Origin of the sequence: Ramlibacter aurantiacus (assembly GCF_016722895.1) — a bacterium.
GTDB classification, from domain to species: domain Bacteria; phylum Pseudomonadota; class Gammaproteobacteria; order Burkholderiales; family Burkholderiaceae_C; genus Ramlibacter; species Ramlibacter aurantiacus.
The window spans coordinates 1-19,277 of sequence record NZ_JAEQNA010000003.1 but is presented as its reverse complement, the minus strand read 5'-3'; the positions used below and the strand labels follow the sequence as shown (position 1 = coordinate 19,277).

Below are 19,277 nucleotides of genomic sequence, written 5' to 3'. Positions count from 1 at the left end.
CCATGGCTGCACGGATCACACCCACCACCCCGTGGACCACGTTGGCGCAGGACGGCTGCGGGCTGGAGCTGGAGCACTTCCTCAGCTTCCGCGTCGTGCGCCTGGGCACGGCGCTGCAGCGCCTGGCCACGCGGGAATACCTGGAGCCGAACGGCCTCACCTCGCCCGAGTGGCGCATCCTGGGCCTGGTCAGGCGCTTCGGTCCGTTGCCGTTCGCCCAGGTCACCGCGCACAGCACGCTGGACAAGGCGCAGGTCAGCCGCAGCGTCAAGAAGCTGCAGGAACGCGGCTTGCTCGAGGTCGAGCCGGATGGCTCGCACGCGCAGCGGCTGCTGCTGGCCACCACGGCCGAAGGCCGGCGGCTGCACGAGCGGGTCCGCCGGGCCGCCCGCCGGGAGCAGGTGCGCCTGCTCTCGACCCTTTCGCCCGCGCAGCGCGACACGCTCTGGCACGCGCTGCAGGTGCTGACCACCGCCGCCGGCGACCAGCCCGTCACCTTGCCCGACGACGCCGCCGGCGCGTCACCCCCTGAAAGGAAGACTTCATGAACATGCGAGATGCGGCCACGGATACGGGCTTGCGGCTCGAACGGATCACCGGCGCGGTCGGCGCCCGGGTATGGGGCGTCGACCTGCGCCAGCCGCTCACGCCCGCCGTGCGGGAACGGATCCAGCAGGCATTCGATGAACACCTGCTGCTCACCTTCCCGGACCAGCAGGAACTCTCTCCCGAGCAGCACATGCGCTTCAGCGAAGTCTTCGGCGACCACCAGGACCTGCCGCACATTCCGCTGGTGGAGGGCTATCCGAAGTTGCAGAAGGTGTTCGCGGAGGCGACCCAGAGCAAGGGGCAGGTGGCCGGCCAGAACTGGCATTCCGACAGCAGCTTCCTGCCGGCGCCGCCGCTGGGCGTGGCCATGCGCGGGGTGGACGTTCCGCCCTACGGCGGCGACACGGCCTTCGTGAACATGTGCCTGGTGTTCGAGTCGCTCTCCCCCGCGCTGCAGCAGATGCTGTCGGGCCTGCGCGCGGTGCACAGCGCCACGCGGCTGTTCGGCACGGCCTCGCTGCAGAAGGAAACGCGACCGAACATGCGTGAGCACACCAGCGTCGCCGTGGGCGACAAGGAACAGCTGCATCCGGTGGTGCGCACGCATCCGCGCACTGGACGCAAGGCCTTGTTCGTCAACCGCGTGTACGTGCAGCGCTTCGAGGGCTGGACCGCCGAGGAAAGCGCGCCCCTGCTGCAGTACCTGTATTCGCTGCTGGACCGGCCCGAGTTCGGCTGCCGTGTCTCGTGGCACCGCCACATGATGCTGCTGTGGGACAACCGCTTCCTGCAGCACCGCGCGATCTTCGACTACCAGGGGCACCGGCGTGAGCTGGTGCGAACCACCATCCAGGGCGAAGTGCCCGCCTGACCACCACCGAGAACCCCGAGGAGAACACGCATGCGCAAGCCCACATCCCTTTCGCTCACCCGACGCCAGGCCACCGCCGGCGCCCTGCTCTCGCTGCTGCCCTGGTCGGGGGCGGCGTTCGGCCAGGAGGCCTTTCCCAGCCGCCCGGTGAAGTTCGTCAACTGGTCCAACCCCGGAGGCAACCTCGACATCCTGGGCCGGCTGATGGCGGACCAGGCGTCGCGCAAGTGGGGCCAGCCGGTGATCACCGAAAACCGCGTGGGCGCGGCCGGCATCATCGCCACCGAGTACGTGGCCAAGTCCCCGGCCGATGGCTACACCGTCCTGATCACGTCCTCCACCGGCCAGCTCACCAATGCATTGGTCAAGCTCAAGCTGCCCTTCGATCCGGTGAAGGACTTCGAGCCGCTGTCGCTGCTGGTGGCGGGCAACATCGCCCTGATGGCCGCGGCCAACGCGCCCTACAACAACCTCAAGGAACTGGTCGCCTACGCCAAGAAGCTGAACCGCCCGCTGACCTACGGATCGCCCGCGCGCGGCACCAGCTCGCACCTGTATGGCGAGGCCTTCGCGCGGCAGGCCGGCATCCAGATGACGCACGTGCCGTACAAGACGGGCGAGCTCGGCGCCATGAACGACATCATCGGCGGCAACCTGGACCTGACCTTGATGTCCCAGGGCAATGCCAAGACCCATTCACAAAGTGGCCGCGTGAAGCTGCTGGCCATCTCCGGCGATGCGCGCAGCAAGGCGCTGCCGGAGCTGCCCACCTTCAAGGAGCAGGGCTACACGGGCTTCGGCCTGGCCGGCTGGATCGCGGCCTATGTGCCGGCGGGCACGCCGCGGCCGGTGGTCGCCAAGATCGCATCGACCTTCCAGGAGATCCTGCAGCAGCCCGACGTCGCGGCCCGGCTGGACGGCCTGGGCTACGAGGTGATCGGCAGCTCGCCGGAGCAGCTGCGCGCCTTCTATCAGGAGGAGTACAAGCGCATCGGCGAGATGGTGAAAAACGCGGGGATCACGCCGGAGTAGGCCGACCGCCCGGGGTCACGGCTGCGTGGGCCCGACTCAGGCCGTTCATGCCCCGAGCTTGTCCGCCAGGTCCAGCAAGTCGCAGGCATGCAGGTCGTCCCGCTCATGACCGCGCACCTCGGCCGACGCGCCGGGGCCGAACTCCAACGGCCGCTCGACAAAAGCGGTGCGCAAGCCGCAGGCACGGGCGGCGTCGAGGTCGTAGCCGTGCGCCGCCACCAGCATCACCTCCGCGGGCGACACGTCGAACACGCGCGCGGCTCCGGTGTAGACGGCCGGGTCGGGCTTGTACGCGCGGAACACGTCGGCCGACAGGATGCAGTCCCAAGGCAGGCCGGCACGCTTGGCCATGTGGGTGAGCAGTCCGATGTCACCGTTCGACAGGGTGCAGACGGTGAAGCGCTGCTTCAGCCGCTGCAGCGCGGGCACGCTGTCGGGCCACGGATCGAGCCGGTGCCAGGCGCGATTGAGATGGCGGCGCTGTGCCTCGTCGAGCGCGTCGAGCCCGAACCGCGGAAGGATCTCGTCAAGGATCTGCCGGTGCAACTCGTCGACCCGCACCCACGCCGGACCAGCCTGGCTCGCCACCCGCTGCATCGACGGGCCGTAGCCGGCGCGCCAGGCGCTGGCGAAGGCATCGGCATCGACCTGCGGGTGCAGCGCGCGCAGCTCGCGAACGATGCTGCCGTGCCAGTCGACCACGGTGCCGAAGACATCGAAGGCGAGCACCTCGACCGATTGGGCGAGCGCGTGTGGATGGGTCATCTGGAAGGTCCTCTGGGCCGGCGCGGACGAGCCTCTGTCGCTCAATCCGCCGGTGGATGGCCGCGCCGGAACGGACGGTCGCCCATCTCGAAGTCGAGCGTCAAGGCCAGCAACACGCGGATCACGACGATCACGCCCAGCACGGCGGCACTCTCCAGCGTCTGGGTGAAGGTCACGGTACGGATGATGTCGCCGGCGATCAGGAACTCGAGCCCGAGGATGAGCGAGCGGCCGAGGCCGGTCCGCAGTTCCTTGTAGGCAGGCACGAGCCCTTGCGACAGCAGGCGCGGCACGGAAGTAGCGATTGCTGCCGCGAACCCCAGGAGGATGACGGCCACGCCCACGGCCTCCACCCCCGCCCCGACGACACCGAAGGCTTGCTTGATCTCTTCCATGCGGACACCTCCGGCTGACCAGGGAATTCAAGGCCCCGCCGTGCCGGACGGTTGGCCGCACAGCCTGCCTCCATTAAAGGCCAGGCGCAGGTCGCCCGTGTGACCGATGTTTCCGAAGGTCACCGCACCGGCAGGCACGGCGCGGCGCACGCACACTCGACATGGCAGTGACCCCGGGCCGCAAGCGGCTCCAACGATCCAAGGAGAAAGCACATGAACGACGATCGCGTGGAAGGCAATTGGAAGCAGTTCAAGGGCAAGATCAAGGAACAGTGGGGCAAGCTGACCGACGACGACCTCGATGTCATCGCCGGAAAGCGGGACCAGCTCGCCGGGAAGATCCAGGAGCGCCATGGCGTCGCGCGCGACGAGGCCGATCGGCAGATCAGGGACTTCGAGTCACGCAATCCCGACGCGCGCTGGCGCTGAACCTGCGCGACCCGCACCAGCGCCCTGCTGGCGAGCGGGTGCGCTGCGGACACGCCGACGCCGGTCCCCGGATGGTCGCCTGGGAGGCGACTGCGACCGCGCGTGTCCCTATTCCATTGACTCGAGCGCTTCCCTGCCTTGCATGGCCGCCCAGCACGGTGTCTTGCTGGACCGCGGCTTGCCTGGCTGCTACAGGCTCGGCTGCTCGCAATTTCCAAGTGTCGGCCCGCTGACCCACCCGCCGCCAGGCGCTCTGCGCGGCGACAGGCCAGGCCCATCCAGGGGCCGCCGAAACACCCAGGCTCGCCCGATCCGCCCCCACATGGGCCACTTCGGCTGACGCGGACTTTCTGGCAATTGCGTCCTTCGCCGAACTGCAGCTAGAATCGCGCCCACTACAGACCTCTAGAGGACTAGATCACCTTGGAACTTGTCGACGCCGCCGCGGAACCAGGCCTCAGCCGATACGCGGCCATTGCGGCCGGGCTTCGCGAGCGCATCGCCGCGGGCGAGTGGCCGCCCGGCACCGCCCTGCCGTCCGAGCAGGTCCTTGCAGCCCAGCAGGGGGTGGCAATGGCCACCCTGCGCCGTGCGCTCGAACTGCTGGCCGCCCAAGGACTGCTCGAGCGAGTCCACGGGCGCGGGACCTTCGTGCGCGCATCGCTCGCCGGGGCACCCATGCTGCGGTTCTTTCGCTTCGGCGACGGCTCGGGCGAGGTACCTGCCTCGCGCATCGTGAGCCGGCGCAAGGTTGCGGCGCCGGCGCAGATCGCGCAGCGCCTGGGGCTGGCCAAGGGTGAGCCCGTGCTGCATCTGCTGCGGGTGCGCTCGTTGGGCGGCAAGCCGCGTTTGCTGGAAGACCTGTGGCTGCCGCTGCCCATGTTCCAACCGCTGGCCGAACTGCCCATCGCGCAGTGGGAGGATCTGTTCTACCCCATGTATGCGCAGCGCTGCGGCGTGCACGTGCAGCGCGCGACCGATGAGATCGGCTTCGGCACCCTGGGCGCCGCGCAGGCGGCGCACCTGGCGCTGCCGGCGGGCCATCCCTGCGCGCGCGTGGCGCGGCGCGCCCATGACCTGGCCGGGCGCTGCGTCGAGGTACGCACCACGCTTGGCGATGCGCACGCCTTTCATTACACCGTCCAAATCACTTGACTGGAATGTTCATGCACAAACCCATCAGCGGCCGACGCCGCCAACTGCTCGCCGCCGCAGGCGCCATGATCGCCACGCCTTTGATCGCGCGAGCGCAGGACCCGATCGCCGGAGGCCGGACGATCACGTTGGTCGTTTCATATGCCGCAGGCGGGGGCGCCGACCTGATGGCGCGCGTCATCGCGCCGCATATGTCGCGAGTCCTGGGACAGACGGTCGTGGTGGACAACCGCCCCGGCGCTGGCGGTCAGATCGCGGCCGCTCACGTGGCGCGGGGCGCGGCGGACGGCTCGCAGTTGCTGGTCGATGCGTCATCCTTCGCCGTGAACCCTGCGCTGTATCCCAAGCTGCCGTACGACACGAACACCGCGTTCGCGCCGCTCGCGGTGCTCGCGATTTTCCCGAACGTGCTGGTGTGCAACCCCGCCTTTCCGGCAAAGACGGTGGGCGAGTTGGTGCGCATGGCGAAGGAGAAGCCGGGCTCCATCGCCTATGCCTCTTCGGGCAACGGCTCGGCGCAGCATCTGGCCGGCGCGCTGTTCGAAGATCGCGCCGGCGTGACGCTGCAGCACGTGCCCTACAAGGGAGGCGGTCCGGCCATGAACGACGTGATGGCGGGGCAGGTTCCCCTGTTCTTCGCGAACGTGGCTTCGTCGCTGGGGAACATCCAGGCCGGCAAGCTTCGGCCGCTCGCCACCACGAGCACGCGACGCGCCCATTCGCTGCCTGCCATTCCGACGATCCAGGAAGCCGGTGTGCCGGGCTATGAGGTGCTCGAATGGAATCCGGTGCTCGCGCCTGCAGCCACGCCGGCGCCGGTGCGCGAGCGTCTGGCGGCCGCTGTGGCCAAGGCCATGGCCGAACCCGAGGTGATGGGTCGTGTACGGGCATTGGGCGGTGAGGTGTTCACCGGCGGCTCGGCCGAAGCGGCCGAGTTCATCAAGAAGCAGCAGGCGCTTTGGGGCGCCGTGGTGCGCGAACGCAAGATCACCATCGGCTGAGCCCGGGATGGCGGACACCTCCTCATTGCCTCCCGGCTGGGACTGCCATGTCCACGTGTTCGATGGAAAGGCACCCTCGGCCGGCGCCCATTACCACCCCCTGCCACGGCCGCTGCCGGAGATCGAGGCGATCGCGCGGGCGCAAGGGTGTGGGCACCTGGTCCTGGTGCAGCCAAGCGTCTACGGAACCGACAACGCCCTCATGCTGCAGGCATTGCGGGCCGCCGGGGGCAGGCATCGGGGGATCGTGGTGCTGCACGGCGCCGAGACCGAGGCCGAACTCGACGCGATGCATGCGGCCGGCGTGCGCGGCATCCGCTTCAACCTCGTATCGCCGGTAGGCAGCGCGATGGGGTCGGTGGCGATGCAGTTGGAACGCCTGGCCCCTGCCCTGCACGAGCGAGGCTGGCATGTGCAGTGGTATGCGCGGCCTGCAGACCTGCGGCAACTCGCTGCCTGGCAACGCGGTTTCCGATTGACCTTCGTGCTGGATCATCTTGCAGGCCTCACGCCGGCCCATGCCGACGACCCGGGCGCGTGGGATCCGCTGCGCGAGCTGGCCGAAGCCGGATCCTGGATCAAGCTGTCCGGGTGGTACCGCCTGCAGATGGCCCCACCCTACGACGCCGTGAAGCCACTGGTGAGGCGGGTGGCCGAGCTCTTCCCAGGACGAATGGTGTGGGGCAGCGACTGGCCGCACACGAGCATGTCCCCGGAAGCTCTTCCCGGATATGCAACCGTGTGGCAGCCGGTGCTGCAGTCGCTCGGTGAGGAAACGGCGCAGCGCGTGCGCGAGGCCGGCGCGATTCTCTACTGCATGCGCGGGGAAAGCTGAAATGCCATGAAGTGCGATGCCAGTCCGATCGTTGGGTCCGGTTCTCGCTGTCTAGAGCGCCCCCGCTGATAAATGATGGCGTGCTGAATCGCTTGGAAGGCGGAGGTGCCGATGGAGCAGCTATTCGGGGCTCAACATGTGGATGGATCGCGTGCGTGCGCTTCAGGGGATGGAGCGTATGGGCACGGTCAGCAAACACGTTTATGGCATCTTCCCCAAGTGGATTTCGACCTTACCTGCGCACGAGGTTCTGCTCCGACATGGCGGACGTCTTGGGATTGATGACAGCAGTGCGTGCGGCGATCAACGGGTTCCCGGCCGACCGAGTGGTGTCCGGGACAGACTTCCCCCTGGAATCCCAAGCATGGAGGCACTGCGGACTTTGAGAACGAGACCAAGGAACTTGTCTCCAGCGGGATGCGCTATTGCGTCCGAGCGCGCGCGCCTTAGTCTCACCTCAAAGCACAGAAACGCCAGTCGATCAAGGCTTCTTCTCCGTTAGGAACTGACCCTCGACTGATCCTGCATTCCGCTGTCGACGCGTATACCCATCGAGCCCGCCTTCAATCGCCCACTCCGCGAAGATGGAAGCAGATGGCTCGAACTCCCGTGGGACCCAGTCAGCCGTGAGCTGGTCCTCGTCGGCGTAGTACTCCACGAGGCCACCCGCAGGACAATCGAAGTACCAGAAGTAGGCCGAGGACACCGGGTGGCGGCCCGGGCCAAGTTGAGTGGCCCAGCCGAGCCTCGAGAAGTTCAATCCACCACCGAACACCTCGTGGATGTCGCGCACAGTGAACGCCACGTGGTTAAGCCCGGTTTTGCCGGATGGAAGCTGCAGGAGAAAGAGGTCATGATGGCCTCCGTCGGCCGCGCACCGCAGGAATGCGCCGCGGCCTGGATAAGTATCTGACGCGCAAAAGCCCAGCTTTGTTTGGTAGAACGCAGCAGTGCGCGCTAGGTCAGCTACGAAGAAGACCACATGCCCAACCTCGATCGGCCTTGCTTGTTCGTACATGGGCGCCGCCTGGTTGACCCGCGGCTTGGCGTTCCACGTGTTCATCTGCGCGCACTCCAGCGCGAGCTCGCGCTTTCGGGTCACTTGCAGGCATACTCGCAAGCCCTGCGGATCGAGACAGCCTACGCGTCGCACCCCATTCACCCGTTGATCAAAGAATAGCGGCTCGCCGGCAACTGCTGCGGCGAATTGCTCTAGATCGCCCTCCGACTGAACGCCCCAAACCACTTCCGCCAGCGTCGAGGGTGCTGCGGCCGCGCCCTGCCGCTGTCTGTTGGAAGAATCCTCCACCCGTACGCGACAGCCGTTCTGGCACTCGAAGACGCAATGGCTGCCGTGCTCGGCCACCAGCGTCAAGCCCCAGTCGAGAAAGAATTTGCGGCACGTCGGCAAGTCGTCCACGCAGTAGGTTATCTCGTCGATCCCAAGCACGCTCATGTCGCGCGTCTCCCTTTACGCCGCCCAAGGAAGCGGCTCATCGTTCAATCCCCAGTAAAGGCTCTTCTGATCCATGTACTGGACGATGCCACGCCGGCCCTTCTCCCGGCCCAGCCCGCTTTCCTTCCAGCCGCCAAACGGCGTCGAGATCGAAAGCTGTTTGTAGGTATTGATCCACACGGTACCGGCTTGGATGGCGCGGCCAAGGCGCCACGCTGACTTGTAGTCCCGCGTCCAAATACCCGCGGCCAGGGCATAGGAGCTTTCATTGGCTTGCTGAACGAGATCGGCTTCGCTATCAAAGGGCATCGCAACCAGCACCGGTCCGAATATTTCATCCTGCGCTGTTCGGCAGCTATTGCCGAGACCTTCAATGATGGTCGGACGGTAGAAAAATCCGTGCTCGATATCAGGCCGCGAGCCTCCTATTCGGATCCGGCCACCTTCGGAAAGGCCCAAGCTGACGTAGCGCTCAACGCTGTCGCGATGCGTCTCCGTGATCAGCGGGCCGATCTGCGTTGCCTCCGAACGTGGATCGCCGACTCGTAAGCGCTCGGCGCTCGCGGCGAGCGCGTCCATGAACGCCGGGTAGATCGAACGGGCAACAAATAGCCGGGAGCCCGCAATGCAAGATTGGCCCGACGAGCTGAAGATACCGAACAGCACACCGTTGACGGCATGGGCGAGATCCGCGTCCTCCAGCACGATGGTCGGCGACTTACCGCCAAGTTCCAGCGAGACCGGCATCATCTTGGCTGCGGCTATCCCGGCGATGTGCCTTCCCGTCCTGGTCCCCCCGGTGAAAGAGACGCGCCGTACCAGTGGATGCCGGGTGATGACATCGCCTATCACCGATCCTTTGCCAGGTAGCACGCTGACCAAGCCGCGAGGCACCCCCGCCTGCTCGCACAGGCGCGCCAATTCCAGCGCCATCAGTGGGGTCGCTTCGGCCGGCTTGAGCAGCACCGCGTTGCCGGCCGCTAGCGCAGGTGCCAGCTTCTGCGCCTCACTGGCAATGGGCGAGTTCCATGGCGAGATCCCCGCAACGACGCCCAGCGGCTCATGCACGCTCATGCTCAGGTATGCCCCACGGGAGGGAGTGATGTCATCCTCAAAGGTTTCGAGTGCAGCGGCGAAGAACTGGAAGGTTCCGGCCGCGCTCCCAACTAAAGCGCGGGTTTCCCTGATCGGTTTGCCGTTGTCCAGGCTTTGCTTCAAAGCCAAAGCCTCGCTGTTTTCCCGAATAAGCTGCGCCACGCGGTGCAGGACCGATGCCCTCTCATGGGGGAGTCGCTGCGCCCAGCCACTGGTGCGAAACGCTACGGACGCACGGTCCACCGCTTCGTCCACATCGGCCGTATCGGCGGCGCGCAGGACAGCGATAGGGTTTTCCGTTGCAGGGTCGACGTCTACGAATTCGTCTCCCCTGCCTAGCCGCCATTCGCCACCCACGCAGATCTGGAGTTTCTGAAGCTGCTTCATCAAACGGCAGTCCTTCCGTGAGCCGCCAACGCCGGCACTTGGATCGGCCGATTCGTCGGCGGCCCGGCGAACGAGCGCGGGAACGGTCCAACGGCTAGCATGTCGATCTCTAGCAGGAACGGTCCCTCGTGCGCGAGACCCTTGGTTAAGGACGCCTTGAAGTCGGCCATGCGCTCGACCCGTGCGTAGCTCAGATGGATGGCATCGCAAACCTTCTGGTAGTTCGGCGTGAGCAGGTCAGCGTAGCAACGACGGCCGCCGTAGTTGGCGTCCTGGATGTTCTTGATCACGCCGTAACCCTTGTCGTTCATGAGCAAGATCAGCAGATTCGCCTCTTCCTGAACCGCCGTCACGAGCTCACCCAGGTTCAGCACGAAGCCCCCATCACCGGCCAGGCAGATCGTCTTCCGGCCGGATCCCGCTGCGGCGGCTGCGACTGCGGCGCCGATCGCCATCGGCATGCCGAGGCCGATGCCGCCGCCCACCGCATGAACCGCGGCAGTAGGTTCGAACACGCGCAGCTGGCGATTGCCCCAGATGCTGTTGGAAAGCGTCACGTCCCGTACCCAATTGAAGTTGCGGCCGACCGCCTGCTGCAGTTCCTCGACCATCTGCCTGTAGGGCCCAATGCCTTCCATCACACCACCAATGGCCTGCTCATGGGCGCGTCGAAGGTCGGTTAGCAAACTGGCATCGGCCTGATAGCTTTGCCCCTCGAGTCGATCCGCCAACTGCTCCAGCGCCAGGGCAGCATCGCCGCAGACGAAGCCATCGCTCTCATACCCACGCCCTTCAGTGGCCGGATCGATGTCGATCCGATACAGAGGGCGCGGCAGCACCAGCTCGAACTGCAACGTTTCACCACCGCGCAGGCGCGAACCGACCACCAGCATCGCGTCGCAAGTCCGATACAGGTCCTGGATCGGCTTGTGCATGCTGTAAGCGCCGATGCTGCCGGCGTCGTCTTCGGGGACGATGCCACGCCCTTGAACACTGGAGACAACGCCAAATCCGAGGCGCTGCAACCGCTGCACGACCGCGCGGGCGTGTCTCGCGCCGCCACCCAGCCACAGCATGGGGCGCCTTGCCCTAGCCAACTGCTCGGCCAGCCGATCCAGTGCCTGCGGTTGAGGCGCCAGCGGCTGCACCGGGACTGGGAGAAGATCTTCCGGCATGGACGTGACGGCCGACTGGATATCGATCGGGATCTCCACGCTGACTGGACCCGTGGGCGCGGTCGTGGCCGCCTGCACGGCTTGCTTCAACGTTCCGAGCAACGTCTCGATGCTGCGCACCCTGAACGCCGCCTTCGAGATGGACTTCAGCATGGAGAGCTGGTCGGGCGCCTCGTGGATGTAAGACATGTTCTTGTCCAGGTATGGCGTTTCGATCTGCCCGGTGATGTGCAGCACCGGCGCGCCCGCGATCAAGGCCTCCAGCATGCTGCCGGCGATGTTGCCGGCAGCGGGACCCGTGCTCGTGATGCACACGCCCAGCGTGCCGGCCGAACGCGCATAGGCATCGGCCATGTTGCCGGCACCAGCCTCGCCCCTTGCGGGGACGAACCGTATCGCCCCGCGTTGTGCAACAGCGTCAAGGATGGGCATGTTGTGAATCGATATCACGCCAAAGGCAGCCTTGACCCCGCACTGCTCCAGGAACGCTGCAACGATGGACCCGCCGGTGGCGAGCTGGTCTGATGAATCACGCATGACGGGAATGTCCTCCAGAGATATCCAGGTGTGAGCCAGTGGTGTATGAGGCTAGCGGTGACGCGAGGAACAGGATGGCGTTGGCTGCTTCCGCGGGCAGGCCGAAGCGCCCTAACGGGATATGCCGCATTTGCGCTTCGGCCTGAGTCCAAGCCTGCCAAGCCACCAACGGGTCTTCGCGCTGACGGAATCGGCGCGTCCATTGCGCCGATTCGACGATGCCGACCAGGATGCCGTTGACGCGCACACCGTCCGGCGCGAACTCGGTAGCCAGTGACCTCACGAGATTGAGCAAGCCCGCTCGCGCCGCGGAGGTCGCCACCATATGAGGCTCGGGTTGCCTTGCCAGCAAAGAGTTCACGCAAACGATAGAGGCATCTCCCCGAGCGGCGCGAGTGGCCCGCAGGCTCGGCAGGAAAGCCCGGATCGGGTGAATCACGGAAAAGAACTTCAGCTCAAGTTCCCTTCTCCATTCCGCGTCGGTCGTGGTCGCGAATGTAGACATCCGTCCCTGGCCGGCGTTATTGATTAGCATCGACACGGCGCCAAACGCAGACTCGCACTCGCGCGCGAACTGCTTCACCGCTTCGGGATCGAGCACGTCGCAGGCTTGCGCATGGATCTTCGCGCCAGGAAAGCGCTCGCGAAGCTCGCTAGCGACCGCAGCGACCCGTTCAGCGTCCCTTGCGCAGAAAGCCACCGAGGCGCCGCATTCCAGCATCAGTTCCACAGTTGCCTTGCCGATTCCGGACGAGCCGCCGGTCACCACCGCCACCTGACCTGCGAGCGCTTCAGGGGAAAAGAAAGCGGCGGGTGCCGCACGAAGACTGGGCATTGAACTGGCTTTCATGGGCGTTGTGGCTCGGACCCAGCCATCTGCGAGATCGCCGCAGCCACGGCTTGCGGCCGCTCCACGGGACTGGCGTGACCCGCACCCACGATCAGCTCGAGCGGCATGCCGCACCTAATCGCAACTTCCCCGCAAGCAGCGGGTTCGGTCACCACGTCGCGCTCCCCGCAAAGCACGCGAACGGGCACGGGCAGCGGCAGATCCGACAACAAATCGGCGCCACACAGCAGCTCGATGGCCTGTCGATAGCCCGCTTCATCCAGCTGTGCCAATGCCAATCTGACCCATGCGAGGTGAGCCGCTGAAGCGCCCTCGCTGACCAGTCGCATGGATCTCGTGTCCGCCAGCCCACCGATGCCGAGTTGCTTCAGCGAGTCAAGGCGGTCGCGGTACACCTTCTGCCGAACGGCCTCCTTGCCAGCTGCCCCGTAGCCCCGCGCCGGGCTGACGAAGACGAGCGCACGTACCTGCTGGGCGAACTGGGGAAACCGACGCACCGCAGCGGCGGCGACGATCGCACCGAGAGAATGTCCCGTCAGGACGAAGTCCCGGGCCCCCAGGCGCGACGCCAGCTCGGATAGCCGCGTCGCGTAGTGAGAGGCGTCGGGCATTGAAGGTACCACGGGGCTCGACTCGCCATAGCCCGGCATGTCCCAAGCCAGCACCCGCGCCCGGTGGCGCAACTCGCGCGCCACATGAACCCACGATCCGGCATTCGATCCGATGCCATGCAGGCACAGCACCAGCGGTCCGGATCCGCACTCGCGAAAGGCGATCCGTGTGCCCGCGCCGAGCACCATGTACCGCGTGGGAAAGTCCGCGTCGAGCCTCTCGAGCTCCGCCGCTGAAGGCATTGAGTCCGTCGTTCCAATCATTACAGACATCCGCTGTCACCGTCTCGGTTCAGTGCATGGCAAAGCCGCCGTTGACGGGCACCAGCTGGCCCGTCACGAAACGCGAGAGGCCGGACAGTAGGTACAGCGTCGTTCCGCACACGTCAGCGGCGGACTGCTCGCGCGGAATGGCGCGGCCATCGAGGTACAGCTGGTGGCGCTCTATGGGCACGTATTCGGTCGCCTCCACCAGCGTCAGTCCAGGGGCGATCGCGTTCACGGTAATCGAATCCCCTCCCCACTCGCGCGCCAGTGACCGCGTCATGGCGATCACGGCGCCTTTGCTTGAGGTGTAGGCAAGAAGGTTTGGGGAGCCCCACAGCGCCGTGTCCGATGCAATGTTCACCACGGCCCCGCGGCCGCTGCTCGCAAGCGCGGCCCGGCAGGCACGGCTCATCAGCCATGTGCCCCGCACGTTGACCTGCATCACCTGGTCCCAAAGCCCCACCTCGAGTTGGTGAGCGTCGCGCCCGCCCGAGCTGGTCACGGCCGCGCAATTGACGAGTCCGTCCAGCCCTCCCAGCCAGTCGATCGATGCGGCGGCGCCGTCCTCGATCGACGCCGGGTCCCCGACGTCAATGCCGACCGCCCTACACCACCCATGCCGCTGCGCGATTGCGTTTGCCTGATCCAGCGCAAGGTCGGCCAGCAGATCAGCGATCACCACCTGGGCGCCAGCGGCCGCCGCAGTTTCAGCGAACGCCAGGCCAAGCCCGCGCGCGCCGCCAGTGACCAAGATCCTCCGGCCGGACAGCAGCTCGGCGGGAATCTCGCGCTTCAAACTGGCGAGGGCCGCCTCGTCGCGGATCGCTGTCGCTTGTCTCATCGTCATCCTCAGTCCGCCTGGATGCCGAGGTCTTTGATGACCTTACCGAGCGTGCCGTGGGTTTGCGCGTTCATCTTGTAGAGCGCGTCAGGCTCTCCACCGACAACCGTGGCGCCGATGGTGGCCATGCTCGCGACCACGTCCGGCATCTGCAGGATCTCGTTGATGTGGGCATTGAGCTGCTTCACGATCGGTGCGGGCAGGTTCTTGGGCGCCCACAAGCCGCTCCAGGCCACCACATCGATGTCTGGATATCCCAGCTCCCGGAAGGTGGGAACGTCCGGCAAGAGGCTCGTGCGCTCAGGCGAGGCGACCGCCAGGGCAACCAGCTTTCCACTGGTCAGGTGTGCCGCCACGGGGCCGATGGTGACGTAGGTCAGAGGCACCTGACCGCTCAGAACGTCGTTCACCGCCGGCGCGACACCCTTGTAGGCGACGTGACCCGCCTTCATGCCCGTGGAGCGATTGACCAGTTCTCCAAGGACGTGCATCGGTGATCCGGCACCAGGACTGGCGTAGAAGAAGGAACGTCCGCTTCTGGAAGCGGCAACCAGATCCTTGAGGGTCCTGATGCCGCTGGACGAGCTCGCCACCAGAACCAGAGGTTGCTCGCCGGTCAAGATGACAGGCGTGAACCCTGTCAGCGTGTCGTACGCGCTGGAGCCGCCCTTCACCACCAACTGGGCTGTTGAGAAGGTGCTGGGAGCGAGCAAGAAGGCGTGACCGTCGGGCGGCATCCTGCTGACATGTGTCGCCGCAATAATTCCGCTCGCGCCGGGCCGGTTATCCACGGCCACGGGCTGCCCCAGCCGGCGGGACAGCTTGGATCCAATCAACCGCGCCAAAGCATCGGTGTCACCGCCCGCCGGCGCAGGCACGACAACGGTGATCGGCTTGGAGGGATAGGCCTGCGCCCAAACCGGCGCGGCTTGGACGGCGGCAACTGCGAACAGCACGGCACCCAGCAGGCGCCTGGAAACTTGATGCATGGCTAGCTCCTTGATTTCATTGGTTAGCTGGTTTGCGGTGCGCGATCACGTCGATGACGGCGCACCCGCCATAAGGTGCGGCCGAGACCCCGACCACGCTCCTCGCCGGCTTAGTAGGCGGAAACCGGTCCTGAAACTGCTCGTTCGCCTCGCTGCGCAGACTGATATCGACCAGGTAGTAGGTCACCTTCGCCACGTCGGCCAAGCCGAGGCCGACCGTGCCAAGCCGACGCTCTACCTCGTTCAGCGCCGCGTCCAGCGCTGGCCTGCGCCCTGGGACGGGCTGGTGCGTGTCGTAGTCGATCGTGGTGGCACCGGAGACATACACGATCCCTTCGCGCTCATGCACGAAGCTGTAGGGATGTTCGCTGATCATTTGCAAGGGCATGGTTCGGAGCGCGCCAGCCTCAGGGCAACTGCCTGAGGAACTGGACCAGACGCTGCGCCGTCCATTCGCTGCCGTCTGGATCACGCAGGCCCTGGCCATTGACGAAGGCGCACAAAACGTCCAGTTGCGAGACACCTTGGGCGAGGGCCTGCTCCAGCGCTGCGCCGAGGCGCTCCTCTAGGTCGCTTGGCTGATTCGACCGCAGTCGCAAAACACGCTCGACGTCCATGGCCAGCCTCAACGCGAGGTTCCGTGGATCGGATCATCCGGGTGATAGGAAGGCAGCTTTGGCTTGCTCGCGCCAATGATCACGGCAACCAGCGCCTCATCCTCGCCCTCGTTCCTGAACGAGCGGTAGACCCCAGCGGGGACCGACACCAGGTCACGCTCGTTGAGCGTTTCCTCCCAGCGCTCTCCTCCCCTCTCGAATCCCATCACGATGCCGTGGCCGCGGACGATGAAGAAGACCTCTTCGGCATCCTCATGGACGTGGAGCGGCCCACAGGAACCCGCCGGCAGCAGCATGTTGGAGAACGTGAAATGCTCAGCGGGCACCGTATTGCTGTCCTCCATCACCCCGGCGGCGCCCGTGCCAACGTACCGGATCTGCGCGCGCCGGTACTTGGCGTCCACCGCCGACTGGAAGCCCAGCGTATTCCAGTCGTAGTGCCGCGTTCCCAGCCGCGCGATGCGGGACTTCATCAACACAGCAAGGGAACCCGCCCCTTGCGCCTGGCGCTCTGCAATCTCGGTCATGTCGATCTCCTAGTTTCGTATGCGGAACCTAGTTCCGTGGGTGGATGCTAAGAGCTGGTCTAGGATCTTGTCAACAAGAATTGGCAGGTGGGCTGTAGGGGCCTCATCCACCATCGCGGTAGGTCAGGATTCCCCGGCGTTGACACCTCGCCGGAGGTGAGGTAAGTTCCGTCTGCGGAACTATGTTCCGTATGAGGAACCGTCGCTGGCCCACTTCGCTAGCGTCCGCATACATCGAACGGGTTATTCATGGCTACCAACCGACAAACCGAAGCATTGGACAAGATCAGGAACGGCGTGCCCAACAGGTGGTACCTCGTCGCCCGCGAGCAGGAGGTCACCACCTCACCCGCAGCTATTCGCAGGCTCGGTATCGACCTCGTGATCTGGCGCTCGCCTTCCGGGATCCACCTGCTTCAAGATCGTTGCCCGCATCGCGGCGCCAGGTTCTCACAAGGGACGGCATCGGACTCATCGGTGATCTGCCCCTATCACGGCATCCAAGTCTCGGGCGATGGCAAGGTGCTGGAGGTACCCGGCTATCCGGAAGCTGCACAGAAAGGGAAATTCCTGGTCAGGCAGTTCCCGGTCCGGGTGAAGGACGGCGGGGTCTGGGCCTGGTTCGGCGTGGACAAAGAAGCCCCCCCGGGCGAGCTCCGGTTTCCCGCCGAGTTGACGGACGGAAATTGGCACGGTTACCTCTGGACTGGGGAGTGGAAGTGCAACTGGCTGCTTGCACTCGACAACCTAGCCGATCCGATGCACGCGACGTACCTGCATGGCGATACCTACACGCTCAGTGCCGGTGCCAAGGTGGACCGTATGCGAGCCGTGGACATCCCAGACGGATTCCGCATCGAAAAGGAAGGCCAACGGGACGTGAACTTCGACTGGACGGAGTTTTTCGACACGGGCATGTTGTGGGCTCGCCTGGACATCCCGTACCCCCAGTCAGCCGGGCCCGGCGGGCACCTGCGCATCATCGGCACGGTGACCCCGATCGATGAGTTGGCTTGTCAGGTGTATTTCATGCACCTGCGACGCGGTGGAGGCTGGGAGCACGACATGTGGAGACTGCTGTACCGCACAGTGCTATATCCGCGTCACATGAAAGTGTTGGCACAGGACCAAAAGGTCTTGGAAGGCATGCCGCTGGATGCCCGGGAACATGAGTCGCTGTACCAGCACGACTTGGGCATTACGCGCCTGCGGCGCCTCCTGGTGAACGCCGCCGCCGAGTAGCCTCCACTCCCGACGGCGAAGCCTGCGGCCAACAGCGCCCGCTACCGAAACTGTTTTCCGCATAGGGAACCGCAGTTATGCTTGTGCGCCGCGCCACACGAGCCGTGGCGGCGGCTTCCATTCAACTGTGGGTAACTTCCTTGCAAGTCACGATAAACGATCCAAACTTGGTTCCCGCGCTCGACCGAGGCTTGCGGCTGCTCAAGCTGTTCGGTCCCGATCGCCCGGCTCTGTCGTTCACGCAGGTATGCGAGCTCATGGGGCTGCCCCGATCCACCTGCTTCCGGCTGCTGCATACCCTGACGCTGCATGGGTTCTTGTCTTTCGCGGCCGACACCAAGCTGTACCGCCCGGGCCCGGGGCTCCTTTCGCTGGGCTTCGCCTTCATCAGCTCGGTCGATCTCGTCGATATCGCGACCCCGAAGTTGAGGCGTCTTTGCGATCGGCTGCGGGCCAACACCCACCTGGGCATCCTGGAAGGTTCCGAGGTCGTCTATATTGCCCGCGCCCGGGCCGACGCCGAACTCGTCAGCAATATCGCCATCGGCTCTCGCCTGCCCGCGCATGCCAGCCCGATGGGACAAGTGCTTTTGAGTGGATTGGACGACGACGAACTCAAGAGCACTTACGCCGGCCTCAAGCTAGAGAAATTCGGCCCCACGACGCCCAGTTCACTGACGGCCCTCCGTCGAATCCTACAAACGATTCGACAGGACGGCTGCGCGATTGCAAGGTCCTCTATGCACCCGGGAGTTGCCAGCGTGGCCGCGCCGATCTTCGATAGCCGGAAGAAACGGATCATTGCGGCCATCAACGCTGTCGGACCTGAGGCATCGCTGGAGAAGCTCGGGCTCGAAAACGTCGTGGCTCCAGAAGTAAGGAAAGTGGCGGAAGAAATTTCTGCCGAGTTGCATCATTAGGCTCACCCAGCAATCGCCTCGCGATTGGGCTTCGTCGTCTGCGGCGCCCTTCAATCTCTGTTGCTGAAGAGCGAACTGCATCAGATCTCCACTTCCGTTCATGAACACGCCGTCGTTGTCGAAATCGACACCACGCACCGGGAACGGAAAAAGCTGTCGGGCCGTGCTAATCGCATCAATCACCAGCACGCTGTCGCGCGTGAGCACCGGAACGCACTCCGTCCGGCCAGACGCTACGTCCGTCAGCACCAGCGTCTGGATGAAGCTCCCAGGGCGAACCGGTACCGACCGGCGCACGGCGGGGCAGGCGCTTCGAGCAAACGCGCCCGGAGACCTCCCAGAGCGTCGCAAGCGCCTGCTTGACCGGCTCACCATCGGCGTGAGGACGTGCGCGGCGAGCCCTCCTTTGGCTCCGTTTCGAGCAACCGGATGGCGTGTTTGCGGTGGTACCCCGTCGTTGCCACAAACTCGTCCAGGATCGCACCGCGATCGTCTCGATGGGCTGGCGCGGTACCGCGCGCCAACGGCCTGGACCAACTCCTTGCGAGCCCCATGCTGATCTTCCGTAAGCGTCTGCCAAACCCATCTTGAGAGGCGCAGCTAACTGCGCAAGATTGCTGTCCATCTAAGTTTGATGGACAGCAGATGAACGAGCATCGAAAGACCCGGCGGCGGCACAGCGCGCAGTTCAAGCAGGAGGTCGTTGGCGCCTGCCGTGAGCCTGGCGCTTC

At 65.3% G+C, this 19,277-nt stretch carries 21 protein-coding genes; 9 read left to right on the top strand and 12 right to left on the bottom strand.

Annotated features, from left to right (window positions below):
* Nucleotides 1–2: 2 nt before the first annotated feature.
* From JI739_RS10090 to JI739_RS10080, 3 genes are read left to right on the top strand one after another with little or no spacing between them, the layout of a single operon-like run.
* On the top strand, nucleotides 3–548 hold the full coding sequence (locus JI739_RS10090; protein ID WP_201683775.1) for a MarR family winged helix-turn-helix transcriptional regulator: 546 nt from the start codon (nucleotides 3–5) through the stop codon (nucleotides 546–548).
* Entirely contained in the window at nucleotides 545–1,420 is an 876-nt protein-coding gene (locus JI739_RS10085) for a TauD/TfdA dioxygenase family protein (RefSeq protein ID WP_201683774.1), read from the top strand. The genes JI739_RS10090 and JI739_RS10085 overlap by 4 nt, the downstream gene beginning before the upstream one ends.
* A gap of 30 nt (nucleotides 1,421–1,450) precedes the next feature.
* Complete coding sequence (locus JI739_RS10080; protein ID WP_201683773.1) at nucleotides 1,451–2,452, top strand: Bug family tripartite tricarboxylate transporter substrate binding protein; 1,002 nt, start codon at nucleotides 1,451–1,453, stop codon at nucleotides 2,450–2,452.
* Nucleotides 2,453–2,497: 45 nt separating this feature from the next.
* Here JI739_RS10080 and JI739_RS10075 read toward each other — a convergent pair whose 3' ends face one another.
* Together JI739_RS10075 and JI739_RS10070 are read right to left on the bottom strand one after the other, a co-directional pair.
* Nucleotides 2,498–3,217, bottom strand: coding sequence for a haloacid dehalogenase type II (locus JI739_RS10075; protein ID WP_201683772.1), 720 nt, complete (start codon nucleotides 3,215–3,217; stop codon nucleotides 2,498–2,500).
* A 41-nt stretch (nucleotides 3,218–3,258) separates the two neighbouring features.
* Nucleotides 3,259–3,612 (bottom strand): DUF1622 domain-containing protein, encoded by a 354-nt coding sequence (locus tag JI739_RS10070; RefSeq protein WP_201683771.1) that lies wholly within the window; start codon nucleotides 3,610–3,612, stop codon nucleotides 3,259–3,261.
* A gap of 213 nt (nucleotides 3,613–3,825) precedes the next feature.
* On the opposite strand from JI739_RS10070, the gene JI739_RS10065 reads away from it, so the two are divergent.
* The 4 genes from JI739_RS10065 (at nucleotide 3,826) to JI739_RS10050 (ending at nucleotide 7,032) form a co-directional block, all read left to right on the top strand.
* Entirely contained in the window at nucleotides 3,826–4,041 is a 216-nt protein-coding gene (locus JI739_RS10065) for a CsbD family protein (protein ID WP_201683770.1), read from the top strand.
* Between the two features lie 423 nt (nucleotides 4,042–4,464).
* Nucleotides 4,465–5,196, top strand: coding sequence for a GntR family transcriptional regulator (locus JI739_RS10060; RefSeq protein ID WP_236589475.1), 732 nt, complete (start codon nucleotides 4,465–4,467; stop codon nucleotides 5,194–5,196).
* A gap of 11 nt (nucleotides 5,197–5,207) precedes the next feature.
* Nucleotides 5,208–6,197 carry a tripartite tricarboxylate transporter substrate binding protein gene (locus JI739_RS10055; protein WP_201683769.1) on the top strand — a complete coding sequence of 330 codons (990 nt, stop codon included), beginning with the start codon at nucleotides 5,208–5,210 and terminating at the stop codon, nucleotides 6,195–6,197.
* Nucleotides 6,198–6,204: 7 nt separating this feature from the next.
* The gene (locus tag JI739_RS10050; RefSeq protein ID WP_201683768.1) at nucleotides 6,205–7,032 is read left to right on the top strand and encodes an amidohydrolase family protein; all 828 of its coding nucleotides are present in this window, start codon (nucleotides 6,205–6,207) and stop codon (nucleotides 7,030–7,032) included.
* Between the two features lie 481 nt (nucleotides 7,033–7,513).
* Here JI739_RS10050 and JI739_RS10045 read toward each other — a convergent pair whose 3' ends face one another.
* From JI739_RS10045 to JI739_RS10000, 10 genes are read right to left on the bottom strand one after another with little or no spacing between them, the layout of a single operon-like run.
* The gene (locus tag JI739_RS10045) at nucleotides 7,514–8,488 is read right to left on the bottom strand and encodes a VOC family protein (protein WP_201683767.1); all 975 of its coding nucleotides are present in this window, start codon (nucleotides 8,486–8,488) and stop codon (nucleotides 7,514–7,516) included.
* 15 nt (nucleotides 8,489–8,503) lie between these two features.
* Nucleotides 8,504–9,970 (bottom strand): aldehyde dehydrogenase, encoded by a 1,467-nt coding sequence (locus JI739_RS10040; protein ID WP_201683766.1) that lies wholly within the window; start codon nucleotides 9,968–9,970, stop codon nucleotides 8,504–8,506.
* Entirely contained in the window at nucleotides 9,970–11,682 is a 1,713-nt protein-coding gene (locus JI739_RS10035; protein ID WP_201683765.1) for a thiamine pyrophosphate-binding protein, read from the bottom strand. The genes JI739_RS10040 and JI739_RS10035 overlap by 1 nt, the downstream gene beginning before the upstream one ends.
* The gene (locus JI739_RS10030; RefSeq protein ID WP_201684107.1) at nucleotides 11,675–12,517 is read right to left on the bottom strand and encodes an SDR family oxidoreductase; all 843 of its coding nucleotides are present in this window, start codon (nucleotides 12,515–12,517) and stop codon (nucleotides 11,675–11,677) included. The genes JI739_RS10035 and JI739_RS10030 overlap by 8 nt, the downstream gene beginning before the upstream one ends.
* Nucleotides 12,518–12,528: 11 nt before the next feature.
* Nucleotides 12,529–13,407, bottom strand: a complete 879-nt coding sequence (locus JI739_RS10025) for an alpha/beta fold hydrolase (protein ID WP_236589474.1) — start codon at nucleotides 13,405–13,407, stop codon at nucleotides 12,529–12,531.
* A gap of 28 nt (nucleotides 13,408–13,435) precedes the next feature.
* Entirely contained in the window at nucleotides 13,436–14,251 is an 816-nt protein-coding gene (locus JI739_RS10020) for an SDR family oxidoreductase (RefSeq protein ID WP_201683763.1), read from the bottom strand.
* An 8-nt stretch (nucleotides 14,252–14,259) separates the two neighbouring features.
* The gene (locus JI739_RS10015) at nucleotides 14,260–15,240 is read right to left on the bottom strand and encodes a Bug family tripartite tricarboxylate transporter substrate binding protein (RefSeq protein ID WP_201683762.1); all 981 of its coding nucleotides are present in this window, start codon (nucleotides 15,238–15,240) and stop codon (nucleotides 14,260–14,262) included.
* Nucleotides 15,241–15,256: 16 nt separating this feature from the next.
* Nucleotides 15,257–15,628, bottom strand: a complete 372-nt coding sequence (locus JI739_RS10010; RefSeq protein WP_201683761.1) for a RidA family protein — start codon at nucleotides 15,626–15,628, stop codon at nucleotides 15,257–15,259.
* Nucleotides 15,629–15,647: 19 nt separating this feature from the next.
* On the bottom strand, nucleotides 15,648–15,857 hold the full coding sequence (locus JI739_RS10005; RefSeq protein ID WP_201683760.1) for a recombinase-like helix-turn-helix domain-containing protein: 210 nt from the start codon (nucleotides 15,855–15,857) through the stop codon (nucleotides 15,648–15,650).
* 8 nt (nucleotides 15,858–15,865) lie between these two features.
* Nucleotides 15,866–16,384 (bottom strand): cupin domain-containing protein, encoded by a 519-nt coding sequence (locus JI739_RS10000; protein ID WP_201683759.1) that lies wholly within the window; start codon nucleotides 16,382–16,384, stop codon nucleotides 15,866–15,868.
* A 249-nt stretch (nucleotides 16,385–16,633) separates the two neighbouring features.
* On the opposite strand from JI739_RS10000, the gene JI739_RS09995 reads away from it, so the two are divergent.
* Both JI739_RS09995 and JI739_RS09990 read left to right on the top strand, forming a co-directional pair.
* The gene (locus JI739_RS09995) at nucleotides 16,634–17,626 is read left to right on the top strand and encodes a Rieske 2Fe-2S domain-containing protein (RefSeq protein ID WP_201683758.1); all 993 of its coding nucleotides are present in this window, start codon (nucleotides 16,634–16,636) and stop codon (nucleotides 17,624–17,626) included.
* 140 nt (nucleotides 17,627–17,766) lie between these two features.
* On the top strand, nucleotides 17,767–18,546 hold the full coding sequence (locus tag JI739_RS09990) for an IclR family transcriptional regulator (RefSeq protein WP_236589473.1): 780 nt from the start codon (nucleotides 17,767–17,769) through the stop codon (nucleotides 18,544–18,546).
* Nucleotides 18,547–19,277 lie beyond the last annotated feature (731 nt).